The sequence below is a fragment of the Promicromonospora sp. NPDC090134 genome (assembly GCF_044746965.1).
Lineage (GTDB): Bacteria > Actinomycetota > Actinomycetes > Actinomycetales > Cellulomonadaceae > Promicromonospora.
The window spans coordinates 81,568-94,248 of the sequence record NZ_JBIVCZ010000008.1 but is presented as its reverse complement, the minus strand read 5'-3'; the positions used below and the strand labels follow the sequence as shown (position 1 = coordinate 94,248).

The following is a 12,681-nucleotide window of genomic DNA, read 5'->3' as shown; positions in this document are numbered from 1 at the left end:
ACCCAGGCCGAAATTCCCGGGGTCTGTGGCGAACGAAGTTCAGCCCGCCCGGCACCCCTCACCCGGGTGTGCGTTACCCCGGGACGGTACTCGCGCGACCCCGGAAACGACCTGTGGACAAGCTCCGGAAGCGCCCGCCGGCGCGCAGGCTGGTCGCATGGCACGTACCAACTACGACCCGCTCGACCGCGACCCGCTCTTCGACGGCGCCCTCGACCCCGACCTCGACGACGCCGGCGACGCCCCCGCCGTCGCCCCGCGACCCGCTCCGACCCTGTACCTCGACGGCCTGGCACTGGTGTGCGCGGCGGCCGTCCGGTTCGAGGCCGCGCGGCGGGGCCTGAGCCAGCGGCAGATCGCCGCCGAGGTCGGGCTGTCGCGGGCCGCCGTCTCCGAGCGGTTCCGCGGCCGGACCGCCTGGACGCTGGACCAGGTCGGCGTGCTGGCCCAGCTCTTCGGCTGCGACGTCGCGGTGCTGGTCACCGAGCCGCGCAAGCCGGTGCGGGAGCTGGCCGGGAACTACCGCTGAGCGCCCCTCACTCCAGGGTGGCGTCCGCCGCGCGCAGGGCGACGGCACCGAGGTCCCCGCCCGACTGGGCCGCCCAGGCGTGCTGGCGCGACGCGCCGTTGCCCCGGGCCCAGAGCCCGCCGAGCAGCTCGGTCACGGTGTCGAGGTCGCCGAGGTCCACGAGGGCGTCGCGGACGTGGTCCACGAGCGCGCCCACGACGTCGTGCGCCGGGGCCGGCCGCCAGGTCCGCGGGTCCACGAGGTCGCCGGAGAGCCCTGAGCGCCCCGCCCGCCACAGGGCGGTGCGCAGCACCTCGACGGGCGCCCCGGGCGGCGGCTCACCGGACGCCGCTGCCCGCGCCGCCGTCTCCACGAGGCCGCGGGCCAGCGCGGCCAGCAGCGTCGCCGTGTCGGCCGAGAGGGACACGTCGGCGACCCGGATCTCGACGGTCGGGTACCGCGCCGACAGGCGAGCGTCGAAGTAGACCATCCCCTGGTCGAGGATCGTGCCGGTCGCGACCAGGCCCGCGACGGCGGCGTGGTACGCCTCCGGCGACCCGAACACCCGCGTCGGGCCCGCCGTCGGCCAGCGCGACCAGACCTGCGAGCGGAAGCTCGCGTACCCCGAGTCGTCGCCCATCCAGAACGGCGAGTTCGCCGACAGCGCCAGGAGCGGCGCGAGCCACGGCCCGACGCGGTCGAGCACGGCCACGCCCTCGGCGTCGTCGGCCACGGAGACGTGCACGTGGCAGCCGCTGGTGAGCTGCTCGCGAGCGGTCAGGCCGAACTCGGCACGCGCCTGGAGATAGCGGAGCTTGCCGACCGTCGTCCCGGCGAACGCGAGCGGCGACGTGCCGAGGGCCGCGATCCGCGCGTCGTGCCGCTCGGCGGCCGCCTGGGCCCCGGCCCGGCCCTCGCGGATCGCCGCGGCGACGTCCTCCAGCGTCGAGCGCGGCGGCGTCGCCGTCTCGATCTGCTCCTCCATGAACTCGTGCTCCAGCGGGCCGTCGTCCGGCTCCGCCGTCCCGAGCACGTCCTGGGCGCGCGCGATGGGCGCACCGTCGTGCCCCACGAGCATGAGCTCTTCCTCGACGCCGACGGTGCGCCTGGTCGTCGTCACCGCACCCGTCACAGCACCCGTCACAGCAGGGCGAGCGCCGCGAGGGCATCCCGGGTGGCGTCCGCCGCCGTCATGCGCTGCGCCCGGACGATGTGGTCGCGGCTCGCGTGGTCCAGGAACTGGACCGGGAGGCCCATGTGCACCTGCGGCGTGCCGATGCCCTGCTCCCCCGCGCGCTGCGCCAGCATGTCGCCCACGCCGCCGTCGACGACGCCGTCCTCGACCGTGACCACGAGGTCGTGCTCGCCGCACAGCTTGACCAGGTTCTCCGGCACGGGCAGCACCCACGTCGGGGAGGCCACCGTGGCCTCGACGCCGTGCGCCGCGAGCGCCGCGCCGGTCTCCATGGCGCAGGCCGCCATCGAGCCCACGCCGACGACGAGCACCTTGCGGGTCACCGGGGCCTGGGCGCGGTTCGCGTCCGGGGAGAAGCGGCCGACGACGTCCACGCCGTCGAGCTCCTCGACCGCGGGGATGTCGTCGCCGACCGCGCCCTTCGGGTAGCGGACCACGGTGGGTGCGTCGTCGACGTCGACGGCGGCGCGCAGGGCGGCGCGCAGCGTCGTCTCGTCGCGCGGGGCGGCCAGGCGCAGGCCGGGGACGATGCGCAGCATGGCCATGTCCCACATGCCGTTGTGGCTGGCGCCGTCGTCGCCGGTGATGCCGGCGCGGTCCAGCACGAAGGTGACGCCGGCCTTGTGCAGGGCGACGTCCATCAGGACCTGGTCGAACGCGCGGTTCAGGAACGTGGCGTAGACGGCGACGACGGGGTGCAGGCCGGCGAAGGCCATGCCCGCGGCCGACGTCGCGGCGTGCTGCTCGGCGATGCCGACGTCGAAGGTGCGCTCCGGGAACTGCTCCTGGAACGGGGCGAGCCCCACGGGGTGCAGCATGGCGGCGGTGATCGCGACGACGTCGGACCGGCGGCGGCCGATCTTGACGATCTCGTCGGCGAAGACCTTGGTCCAGCCGAACCGGCTGGCCGCGACGGGCAGCCCGGTCTCGGGGTGGATGACGCCCACGGCGTGGAACCGGTCGGCGATGTCGTCCTCGGCGGGCTTGTAGCCGCGGCCCTTCTCGGTGATCGCGTGCACGATCACGGGGCGGCCGTACGCCTTGGCGCGGCCGAGCGCGCGCTCGAGCGCCTCGGTGTCGTGGCCGTCGACGGGCCCGATGTACTTGATGCCCAGGTCCTCGAACAGGCCCTGCGGCGCGACGACGTCCTTGAGGCCCTTCTTCAGGCCGTGCAGCCAGCGCCACGCGAAGCGTCCGGGCGCCCCGGAGCGGTGCAGGGCGCGCGTGCCCCAGCTCAGGAAGGCCTCGTACCCGCGCGTGGTGCGCAGCGTGTCGAGGTGGTTGGCAAGCCCGCCGATGGTCGGCGAGTAGGACCGGCCGTTGTCGTTGACGACCACGACGAGCTTGCGGTCGCGGCTCTCGGCGATGTTGTTCAGCGCCTCCCAGGCCATGCCGCCCGTGAGGGCGCCGTCGCCGATGACGGCCACGACGTGGTCGTCCTTGCCGCGCACCTGGTTGGCCTTGGCGATGCCGTCGGCCCAGGACAGGGCGGTGGAGGCGTGGGAGTTCTCCACGACGTCGTGCTCGGACTCCGCGCGGCTCGGGTAGCCGGACATGCCGCCGCGCTTGCGCAGGTCGGAGAAGTCGTGGCGGCCGGTCAGGAGCTTGTGCACGTAGGACTGGTGGCCCGTGTCGAACACGAGGGTGTCGCGGGGCGAGTCGAAGACCCGGTGCAGGGCGATGGTCAGCTCGACGACACCGAGGTTGGGGCCGAGGTGCCCGCCGGTGCGCGAGACGCTGTCCACCAGGAACCGGCGGATCTCCTCGGCGAGCTCCGGCATCTGCCCGGGCGTCATCGCCCGGACGTCCTCGGGCGAACGGATGTCGCTCAGCAAGCCCATGCGCGTCCTTTCGTCGTGCCCGGTGAGGGGCGAATCGGGGCCCTACTCTAAGGGGCACCGACACCTCCACTGTGCCACGCCGGGGCCACCTGCCACGCCTGTCTCCGATACCTCCACAACGATGTGTCCCGACTCATAGGCACAGGCAGGCAAACTCTTTACTCTTGGTGAACGTGCGATTCCTCGACGAGCAGACCCCGGCAACCGACCTCACCTATGGCGACGTGTTCCTCGTCCCGTCACGCTCGGACGTCACGTCGCGGTTCGACGTCGACCTCGCGTCCGACGACGGCACCGGCACCACCATCCCCGTCGTCGTCGCGAACATGACCGCGGTGGCCGGCCGGCGCATGGCCGAGACGGTCGCGCGGCGCGGCGGCATCGCGATCATCCCGCAGGACGTCCCGGCCGACGTCGTGGCCGGCGTGGTCGCGGACGTCAAGGCCAAGGACCCCGTCATCGAGACGCCGGTGGTGGTCGCCCCGCAGGACACCGTGCACAGCGTGCTGACCCTGCTGGGCAAGCGCTCGCACGGCGCCGCCGTCGTCGTCCAGGACGGCCGGCCCGTGGGCGTCGTGACGGAGTCCGACTGCGCCGACGTGGACCGGTTCACCCGGGTGTCCGAGGTGATGTCCGCCGAGCCCCTGCTCCTGGAGGCCGCCCTGCTGGACGGTCCGGGCGGGCTGGAAGCGGCGTTCGACGTGCTGCACTCCGCCCGGCTCGACCTCGCGCCGGTGGTGCGCGACGGCCTCCTGGCCGGGGTGCTGACCCGCAAGGGCGCGCTGCGCTCCTCGATCTACTCCCCCGCGCTGGACGCGTCCGGCAGCCTGCGGATCGGCGCCGCCGTGGGCATCAACGGCGACGTCGCCGCCAAGGCCAAGGACCTGCTGGCCGCGGGCGTGGACGTGCTCGTGGTCGACACCGCCCACGGCCACCAGACCAAGATGCTCGCCGCCCTGGACGCGGTGCGGTCCGTGGACCCGACCGTGCCCGTCGTGGCCGGCAACGTGGTCACGGCCGACGGCGTGCGCGACCTCGTGGCGGCCGGCGCCGACATCCTCAAGGTCGGCGTGGGCCCGGGCGCCATGTGCACCACCCGCATGCAGACCGGCGTGGGACGGCCGCAGTTCTCCGCCGTCCTGGAGTGCGCGGCCGCCGCGCGCGAGCTCGGCAAGCATGTCTGGGCCGACGGCGGGGTGCGCCACCCCCGCGACGTCGCCCTCGCGCTGGCCGCCGGCGCGTCGCAGGTGATGGTCGGCTCCTGGTTCGCCGGCACGTACGAGTCGCCGGGCGACCTGAAGGACGACGGCACGGGCCGGCTCTACAAGGACTCGTTCGGCATGGCCTCGGCCCGGGCCGTCGCGGCGCGCACCGCCGGGAGCGGCTCGGCCTTCGCCCGGGCCCGCAAGGCGCTGTACGAGGAGGGCATCTCCACCGGCAAGATGTACCTCGACCCGGCCCGCCCGGGCGTCGAGGACCTGCTGGACGAGATCACGTCCGGCCTGCGGTCCTCGTGCACCTACGCCGGGGCCCGGTCGCTCGCCGAGTTCTCCGAGCGGGCCGTGGTCGGCATCCAGTCGGCCGCCGGCTACCAGGAGGGCATGCCGGTCGCGACGAGCTGGTGAGCGGGTGGCCTACCCGACGACGGTCAGCCGCCGCGTCGGGCGGGTCAGCGCCACATAGAGGTCGCGCTCCCCGCCCGGTCGCGCGGCGGTGATGCCGTCGGGGTCGGCGACCACGACGGCGTCGAACTCCAGGCCGCGCACCTGGGAGACGGGCACCACCCGCACCCGCGTGCCGTCCAGCGCGTCGGCGACCTCGCGCACCCGCGCGTCCGCGGCGACGACGGCCACGAGGTCGTCGGGCCCCACGGCCGCGAGCGCACCCGCCTCCCGCACGACGGCGGCGACCAGCTCGCCGGGCGCCGCCGGGACACGCCGGGGCACGTCCCCGTGCCGCACCGCGCGGGTGGGCGCCTGGTCGGGGGCGATCCGGGCGAGCAGCGGCGCCGCGACCTCCAGCACCTCGGCGGTGGTGCGGTAGCAGACGGTCAGGGTGCGCACGTCGGCGCGCCGGGCCAGGTCGGTGCCCAGCGCGTCGGCCCACGAGGCCGCCCCGGTCGCCGGCCCGGCCTGCGCCAGGTCGCCGACCACGGTCATCGAGCGGCCCGGGCAGCGGCGCAGCACGGACCGCCACTGCATCGGCGTCAGCTCCTGCGCCTCGTCCACCACCACGTGCCCGTAGATCCGGGCGGGCGGGCCGTCGAGCAGGTGCTCGGCCTCGTCCAGCAGGGGCAGGTGGGCCGCGGTCCAGGCCGGGGTCTCGCCGTCGGACGGCGCGCGCCCGGGGTCCGTCAGCTCGGGGTGCGCGTCCAGCAGGTCCAGCACCACGTCCTGGGCCACCAGGTGCGGCCAGGCGCCCTCGACCGCCCGCTCCAGGGCGACGTCCTCGGCGAGCTCGGCCTGCAGCGCGCCCGGGTCCAGCTCGGCCACGGCGGCCGCGTGCCCGAAGGCGCCGCCCTCGTCCGGGGCGAAGCCGAGCCGTGCCAGGTCGCCGGCCGCCGCCTTGTCGACGTTCACGCCGCCGGTGAGCACCTCGATGTCCTCGTCCAGCTTGGCGAGGAACACGCGGGCGCGCGCCTGCACCTCGTCGGCCACCCACTCCACGACGAGGTCCTTGAACAGCGCCCGGGCCTGGTTGTGCGGCAGGCCGGTGCCGCCGGCGGTCTCGCGCGCCTCGGCGAGCGCGTGCTCGTCCAGCGTGACCGGGTCGCCGTCGACCAGCACCGTCAGGGTGCCGGACGGCGCCTGGTGGTCCCGCACGATCTCGGCCAGCTCGTCGGCCAGCCGGGCGTCGCCCGCGGCCCGGCGCAGCTCGTGGCCCGCGGCCGCGGGCTCGGCCAGGCCGAGGGCGTCCGCGACGAGGCGGTCGGCGGTGCTCATCGCCACGTCGTTCTCGCCGAGGGAGGGCAGCACCTCCGCGATGTAGTCGAGGAACCGCGTGCCCGGGCCGAGCACGAGGACGCCGTCGGTCCGCGCCTCGTCGAAGCCCGCCAGGACGTACGCGGCCCGGTGCAGCGCGACCACGGTCTTGCCGGTGCCGGGGCCGCCCTGGACGACGGTGACGCCGCGGTGCGCGGAGCGGATGATCGCGTCCTGCTCGGCCTGGAGCGTGGCCACGACGTCGCGCATGCGGCCGGTGCGGCGGGCGCTGATGGCCTCCAGCAGCGGCCCGTCCCCGACGACGTCGTGCGGCCCGGGCTCGGTGCCGTCCAGGATCTCGTCGCTGACGCGGGACACCCGACGGTCGTCCAGGGCCAGGTGCCGTCGGCGGCGCAGGCCCATCGGGTGGGCGGCCGTGGCGGCGTAGAACGGGCGTGCGGCCTCGGCCCGCCAGTCGACGAGGAGCTGGTCGTCGCCGTCGCTCAGCCCGGTGCGGCCGATGTGCAGCGTGCGTCCGTCGGCGCCGTCGATCCGGCCGAAGCAGAGGTGGTGCTCGGCGGCGCCCAGGGTGCGGGCGCGCCGGCCCAGCATCGCCACCCGCACCTCGCGCGTGTAGGCCTCGGCCGGGTCGGTCGAGGAGGCGCGCACGGCGTCGTCGAGGTCCGCGCGCACGCGCTCGGTCTCGCGGTCGAGCCGGGCGTACAGGTCGTCGACGTACTGCTGCTCGGCGGACTGCTCGGTCTGGCGTGGCTGCACCGGGTCTCCTCGTTGTCGGAACCTGGTGTCAACGCGATCGTGCGCCGGAACGTTCCCGGGGCTGCACCGCGTCCGGGCGTGGCGCGCGGTTCCGGACGCCGGTTCAGGAATCCCGGGCCCGCTGCCCGAACGTCCCCGAGGTGACCGTGGTCCACGACCGGCGCACGATCTCCTCGAGCACCTCCAGGTCCACCTGGTCGAGGTCCTTCACGTACAGGCAGCCGACGCTGGTGGTGTGCGGGCCGAGCCGCGCCAGCAGGTCGGCGTACGCGGCGACGCCGTCCGCCAGGTACAGCGTGCTGGCCGGCTTCCGCGGGGCGAACGCCGCGGCGGGCGCGTCACCGGAGCGGCCGCTCGGGTACTCGTAGTGGTACTCGCCGAACCCGACGATCGACGGGCCGAACATGCGCGGCGTCTCGCCCGTGACCCGTTCCATCAGGTCGCTCAGGGTCTGCGCGTCACGCCTGCGCACGGCCGGCGTCACCGCGTCGATGTAGGCGGCGGGATCGACGTCGGTCCAGGTGGTCACCATCGGTCCAGTATCGCGCCCCGGCCGGCTCCGGGTGAGGTCGGCGGTCGGCACCGCCGGTAGGGTGAACGGCTCCAACCCTCTCACCAGCAAGGAGTCCCCTGTGGTCGCCGCAGACCTCGATGTCACCGTCGGCCTCGCCAGGTCCCTCCTGCGGGAGCAGCACCCCGACCTCGCCGGACGGCCCCTGGAGCTGGTCGCGAACGGCTGGGACAACGTGATGTTCCGGCTGGGCGACGACCTCGCCCTGCGCCTCCCCCGCCGCGAGCTCGGGGCGCAGCTCATCCGCAACGAGCACCGGGTGCTCCCCCTGCTCGCCCCGCGGCTGCCCGTCGCCGTCCCGGACCCGGTCCGCGTCGGCACGCCCAGCGCGGCGCTCGGCTACCCGTGGCCGTGGGGCGTCGTGCGGTGGGCCGACGGCGTCGCGGCGGCCACCGTCCCGGCGGCGGCGCGCACCCCGTGGGCGGAGCACCTGGCGCGGGTGTTCGTGGCGCTGCACCAGCCGGCGCCCGACGACGCGCCGGTGAACGAGTTCCGCGGCATCCCGATCATCGAGCGGTCCGCGAGTTTCGAGGACCGCCTCCAGCTCCTCCCGGAACGGGTCCACGAGCGCGCCCGCACCCTGTGGACCGAGGCGGTCGACGCGCCCGCGTACGACGGCGTCCCCGTGTGGCTGCACGGCGACCCGCACCCGGCCAACCTCGTGGCCCACGACGGCCGGCTCTCCGCCGTGATCGACTTCGGGGACGTCACCAGCGGCGACCCGGCCTCCGACCTCGGCACGGCGTGGCTCACCTTCGACACCGAGGGCCGCGCGCGGTTCCGCGCGGTGATCGACGCCCAGGCCCGGGACGGGCGCGGCTGGGACGCCGGGATGTGGCGCAGGGCAACGGGCTGGGCCCTGCTGTACACCGCCATCTGCTTCTCCTACCCGGACACCCACCCGGTCATGGCGAGCGTCGGGGAGCACGCGCTGGAACAGCTCTTCGGCTGAGTGTCAGCGGCTGCGGCTACCTTCCTCGCATGACCTACGACCAGCTCTTCTTCGCCCTGCTCGACGGCACGCCCGACGGGACGAAGCACCCCCAGACCGTGCACGGCCTGGGGCTGCTGCACGTCCCGTCGGGACGCCTGGAGGCGTCCGACCCCTACGTGAACCTCGGCGACGGCCTGGTCGTCGCCGTCCCGCCGGGTTCCTACCCCGCGTTCGTGACCGTCGCCGACGTCTCGCAGGCCCGCGACGGGAGCCATCTGCGGGAGGCGTACCTCTCGCTCGTGGTGTCGGACGGCGGTCCGGTCGCCGAGGTACGGGGCGTCACCCCGGAGGGGGCCGAGCTCCGGCCGACGGGGAGCACTACGGTGTCGGCGTCGATGCCGGCACGGTCGGGTTCGCGGACGCCGAGGCGATCGCCGCGTGCATGCCGGACGACGACTCGACCGACTGGTACGACGAGGTGTTCGACTCGGGTGAGCCCACCTCGTGGTTCGAGCTCATGGACAGCCCCGACCACTACCGGGAGGGCACCGCCAACGTGACGATGCCGCTGGCCCAGGCCGGCGAGAACGTGGTGCTGAGCCACTCCGGCTGGGGCGACGGCTTCTACCCCGTGGTCACGACGCACGCCGCCGACGGGTCCCTCCTCGGCGTGCACATCGACCTGCTGGTCGCCGGCCCGGAGCAGGACGACGAGGACGGCGACGGGGCCTGAGCCCTCAGAACCGCACGGCGCTCGTGTTCGCCCCGCACACGAGCACGGCGACCCGCTCGCCCGGCTCGGGCACGTAGGCCCCGGACAGCAGCGCCGCGAGCGCCGTCGCGCCGCCCGGCTCGGCCACCACGCGGGCGGCCTCCCACAGGGAGAGCTGGGCCGAGGCGATGGCCTCGTCGCTGACCAGCACGGACTGCGCCACGAACTGCTGGGCCAGCGGGAACATGAGCCCGCCCACCTGCTTCGGCGCGAGCGAGTCGGCGGCGATCCCCTCGGTGGGCGCGTCCACGGGCTCGCCCGCCGCGAGCGCCCGGTGCAGCGTGGGCGACCCCTCGGGCTCCACGGCCACGACCTTGACGTCGCCGCGGAACCAGGCGGCGATGCCGCCGATCAACCCGCCGCCGCCCACGGCGACCAGCAGCGTGTCGAGGTCGGGCAGGTCCTGGGCGATCTCGAGGCCGAGGGTGCCCTGCCCGATCAGGGTCTGCGGCTGGTCGTAGGCGTGCACGGTCATGGCCCCGGTGCCGGCGACGAACTCCTCGCTCGCGGCCAGCGCGTCGGCGTACCGGTCGCCGCCCACGACGAGCTTGGCGCCGTAGCCGCGGATGCGCTCGGCCTTGGCCGGGGAGGTCACGCTCGGCACGAAGATGGTCGCGGGGATCCCGAGCCGGGCCGCGGCGTAGGCGACGGCGGCCCCGTGGTTGCCGCCCGAGGCGGCGACGACGCCGGCGTCGGGAACGTCCCTGGTCAGCAGGCTGGTGAATGCGCCGCGGGCCTTGAACGAGCCGGAGTGCTGGAGGCACTCGAGCTTGAGCGCCACGGGCTGCGCCGGGCGGCCGAAGTCCGCGAGGTCGACCTCCAGCACGGGGGTGTGCCGCACGTGCGGGCGGATCAGCGTCTCTGCGGCGCGGATGGCGTCGCGGGTCACCTCGGTCATCGGGTCCTCCTCAGGTCTTCGAACACTCCGGCCAGCCGGCCGGCCAGTGCGGGGTCGTGTCGTGCGGCCTCGTCGCCGAGCGCCCGGACGGCCGCGTCGTGGGCTCTGCGCAGCTCGTCCGGCCGGGCGGTGGCCGCGCGCACCGGGGCGAGCGACTCGAGCTCCGCGGCGGGCAGGTCGTCGACGCCGCGGCCCTGGTGGGGGCTGAGCCCGTGCCGCAGGCAGGCGAGCGAGACGAGCTGTTCGCGCACGCCGTCGAGCATGGACATCGCCTGCCAGTGGCGTCCTCGGGCGATCGCGGACCGGGCGTGCAGCGCGTGCAGCCAGGCCATGCCGACAAGGCGCTCCGGAGCTGGCGGGGGCAGGTGCGCGGGAGGGTTGGTGTCGCCGAACAGGAGCCGGAATCCCGGCACGGTCTCGCGGAACCGCTCGTAGGGCCAGAACGACAGGTCCACCTGCAGCGAGCCTCGCAGCAGGAACACGCGGTAGAGCACGCCGTCGGCCACGACGTCGAGGTGGTGCACGGCCCCGTGGGTCACGTACATCGTCTCGGTCCATCGGGCAGCGACGTCGGCCGGGTTGCCGTCGGGGGCGACGCGCAGCACCAGGTCGATGTCCGACCACTCGTCCTCGCGCCCGGTCGCCCCGCTGCCGACGAGTGCGGCGGCCGCAACGGCGTCGTCGGCTCGTGCGGCGGCCACCAGCGTCCCGCGCAGGGCCTCGCGGGTGTCGGTCGTGAACATCACGAGATGCCCAGCTCCCGGTCGCGGTCCCAGTCCTCGGTCCAGCCGAGCTGGTCGAACATGGCGTCGAGGATCCCGGCGGTGAACCCCCACACGAGGTGCGTCAGGTCGCCGTCGTGCACGTGGAAGCCAGGGCCGCGCCAGGTCTGGTTGCCGCGGCGGAGCACGGTGGTGAACCGGTGGGCGGGGTCGAGCAGGTCTGCCACGGGGGCGCGGAAGACGTGCGCGGACTCGGCGACGTCGACCACGCGCACGGGCGTGGGGCGGGCCCACCAGCCGAGCACGGGCGTGACCACGTGGTTGCTGACGGGCATGGGCAGCTCGCCGAACGCGCCGAGCACCTCGACGCCGGACGCGTCCAGGCCGGTCTCCTCGACGGCCTCGCGGAGGGCCGCCGCGACGGCGTCCTCGCCGTCGTCGGCGCGGCCGCCCGGGAAGGCGACCTGCCCGGCGTGGCTGCGCAGCGTGGCGGCGCGCGCCAGCAGCAGGACGTCGAGGTCGGCGGGCACCGCGAGGTCGTGGTCGTCGCGGTCGGTGGCGAGGTCGTCGAGCACGCCGAACAGCACGAGGACGGACGCGGGGCGCGCCCCGCCGGTGAAGTCGCCGCGCGCGTGCCGCCACGGGCCCTCGAAGCCCCGCTCGGCGAGGGCGACCAGCTGCTTGCGCGCGGATGCGGAGGAACTCACCGACCGACCTTAACCCCGGCCGGGGACCCTCCCGGACGCGTCACCAGAGGAACGACCGGACCGCAGTCGCCACGGCCGACGGCCGCTCGCGGTGCACCGCGTGCCCGGCGCCCACCACGACGCGCGCCCGCACGCTCGGGTTGCGGATCATCAGCTCGACGCCGGTCCGGGGCTGGAAGAGCGCGCCGCGCGCCGGGTCGGCGCCCAGCACGAGCGTCGGCACGGTCAGGCGGGTGACGACGGCGGTGTGCCGCCAGGGCGCGTTGTCGCGCAGGGTGTGCGCCACGGCCGCGGCGTCGGCGGCCTTCGCGGCGGCGGCCACGGCCGCGGCGTCCCGCCGGTCCCAGGCCGCGTGCGCACCCTGCACCGACCGGGCCGACGGCGGGTTGGTCGCGTCCCGGATCTCCGCCTCGGCGACCGCCTCGAACCGGTCCTCCTCGACGTCGAGCGCGGGGTCGAGCAGCACGAGCCGGCGGGTGAACCGCCGGTCGGCGTCCGCGGCCAGCGCGCCGAGCAGGCCGCCCAGGCTGTGCCCCACCACGAGGTCCCAGCCGGTGCCCAGGGCCCGGACGTCGGCGACGTGGTCGGCGAGCAGGTAGGAGCCGGCCCGCGGGCTGGCGCCGTGCCCGCGCAGGTCCGGGGCCACGACCTCGTAGCCGTCGTCGGCGAGGGTCTCGGCGAGCCGCCACCAGGTGGCCCCGGCGGACACGATGCCGTGCAGGAGCAGGGCCCGGCCCGGGCCGGCGCCCCATCTGGTCGTGACGAGCTCGACGGCCGCGGGTGGTTGGGAGGTGCCGCCGGGAACTTCTTGCCACATCGCCATGAACAGAGGGTA

Annotated in this window: 12 protein-coding genes; 4 read left to right on the top strand and 8 right to left on the bottom strand. The window is 75.1% G+C overall.

Features of this window, described 5'->3' with window-relative positions:
- Positions 1–157: 157 nt before the first annotated feature.
- Positions 158–529 (top strand): helix-turn-helix domain-containing protein, encoded by a 372-nt coding sequence (locus ACIPN7_RS20875; protein ID WP_400546657.1) that lies wholly within the window; start codon positions 158–160, stop codon positions 527–529.
- Positions 530–536: 7 nt separating this feature from the next.
- Here ACIPN7_RS20875 and ACIPN7_RS20870 read toward each other — a convergent pair whose 3' ends face one another.
- Positions 537–1,628, bottom strand: a complete 1,092-nt coding sequence (locus ACIPN7_RS20870) for a glutamate--cysteine ligase (protein ID WP_400546654.1) — start codon at positions 1,626–1,628, stop codon at positions 537–539.
- 20 nt (positions 1,629–1,648) lie between these two features.
- On the bottom strand, positions 1,649–3,544 hold the full coding sequence (gene dxs / locus ACIPN7_RS20865; protein WP_400546651.1) for a 1-deoxy-D-xylulose-5-phosphate synthase: 1,896 nt from the start codon (positions 3,542–3,544) through the stop codon (positions 1,649–1,651).
- Positions 3,545–3,717: 173 nt separating this feature from the next.
- Here dxs and ACIPN7_RS20860 point away from each other — a divergent pair, with 173 nt between their 5' ends.
- Positions 3,718–5,169 carry a GuaB1 family IMP dehydrogenase-related protein gene (locus ACIPN7_RS20860; RefSeq protein ID WP_400546648.1) on the top strand — a complete coding sequence of 484 codons (1,452 nt, stop codon included), beginning with the start codon at positions 3,718–3,720 and terminating at the stop codon, positions 5,167–5,169.
- Between the two features lie 9 nt (positions 5,170–5,178).
- Here ACIPN7_RS20860 and ACIPN7_RS20855 read toward each other — a convergent pair whose 3' ends face one another.
- A complete protein-coding gene (locus ACIPN7_RS20855) occupies positions 5,179–7,242 on the bottom strand; it encodes a HelD family protein (RefSeq protein ID WP_400546645.1) in 2,064 nt (687 codons plus the stop codon).
- Between the two features lie 103 nt (positions 7,243–7,345).
- The gene (locus ACIPN7_RS20850; RefSeq protein WP_400546642.1) at positions 7,346–7,774 is read right to left on the bottom strand and encodes a DUF1801 domain-containing protein; all 429 of its coding nucleotides are present in this window, start codon (positions 7,772–7,774) and stop codon (positions 7,346–7,348) included.
- Positions 7,775–7,874: 100 nt separating this feature from the next.
- On the opposite strand from ACIPN7_RS20850, the gene ACIPN7_RS20845 reads away from it, so the two are divergent.
- Together ACIPN7_RS20845 and ACIPN7_RS20840 are read left to right on the top strand one after the other, a co-directional pair.
- On the top strand, positions 7,875–8,765 hold the full coding sequence (locus tag ACIPN7_RS20845) for an aminoglycoside phosphotransferase family protein (protein ID WP_400546639.1): 891 nt from the start codon (positions 7,875–7,877) through the stop codon (positions 8,763–8,765).
- A gap of 10 nt (positions 8,766–8,775) precedes the next feature.
- Positions 8,776–9,480, top strand: a complete 705-nt coding sequence (locus ACIPN7_RS20840; RefSeq protein WP_400547219.1) for a DUF4241 domain-containing protein — start codon at positions 8,776–8,778, stop codon at positions 9,478–9,480.
- 4 nt (positions 9,481–9,484) lie between these two features.
- Here the strand turns inward: ACIPN7_RS20840 and ACIPN7_RS20835 are convergent, their stop codons facing one another.
- From ACIPN7_RS20835 to ACIPN7_RS20820, 4 genes are read right to left on the bottom strand one after another with little or no spacing between them, the layout of a single operon-like run.
- Complete coding sequence (locus ACIPN7_RS20835; protein ID WP_400546636.1) at positions 9,485–10,417, bottom strand: threonine/serine dehydratase; 933 nt, start codon at positions 10,415–10,417, stop codon at positions 9,485–9,487.
- Positions 10,414–11,160: a nucleotidyltransferase domain-containing protein gene (locus ACIPN7_RS20830; RefSeq protein WP_400546633.1), complete on the bottom strand. Its 747-nt coding sequence runs from the start codon at positions 11,158–11,160 to the stop codon at positions 10,414–10,416. Before ACIPN7_RS20830 ends, ACIPN7_RS20835 begins: the two co-directional genes overlap by 4 nt.
- Positions 11,160–11,846: an NUDIX hydrolase gene (locus ACIPN7_RS20825; protein ID WP_400546630.1), complete on the bottom strand. Its 687-nt coding sequence runs from the start codon at positions 11,844–11,846 to the stop codon at positions 11,160–11,162. The genes ACIPN7_RS20830 and ACIPN7_RS20825 overlap by 1 nt, the downstream gene beginning before the upstream one ends.
- Before the next feature lie 40 nt (positions 11,847–11,886).
- Positions 11,887–12,669 carry an alpha/beta fold hydrolase gene (locus ACIPN7_RS20820; protein WP_400546627.1) on the bottom strand — a complete coding sequence of 261 codons (783 nt, stop codon included), beginning with the start codon at positions 12,667–12,669 and terminating at the stop codon, positions 11,887–11,889.
- Between the last annotated feature and the right edge of the window lie 12 nt (positions 12,670–12,681).

What these genes read in the sequence shown, in the direction of transcription:
- ACIPN7_RS20835 (WP_400546636.1), bottom strand. Translation starts at nt 10,417, where the DNA reads ATGACCGAGGTGACCCGCGACGCCATCCGCGCCGCAGAGACGCTGATC.
- ACIPN7_RS20850 (WP_400546642.1), bottom strand. Translation starts at nt 7,774, where the DNA reads ATGGTGACCACCTGGACCGACGTCGATCCCGCCGCCTACATCGACGCG.
- ACIPN7_RS20875 (WP_400546657.1), top strand. Translation starts at nt 158, where the DNA reads ATGGCACGTACCAACTACGACCCGCTCGACCGCGACCCGCTCTTCGAC.
- dxs (WP_400546651.1), bottom strand. Translation starts at nt 3,544, where the DNA reads ATGGGCTTGCTGAGCGACATCCGTTCGCCCGAGGACGTCCGGGCGATG.
- ACIPN7_RS20820 (WP_400546627.1), bottom strand. Translation starts at nt 12,669, where the DNA reads ATGGCGATGTGGCAAGAAGTTCCCGGCGGCACCTCCCAACCACCCGCG.
- ACIPN7_RS20830 (WP_400546633.1), bottom strand. Translation starts at nt 11,160, where the DNA reads ATGTTCACGACCGACACCCGCGAGGCCCTGCGCGGGACGCTGGTGGCC.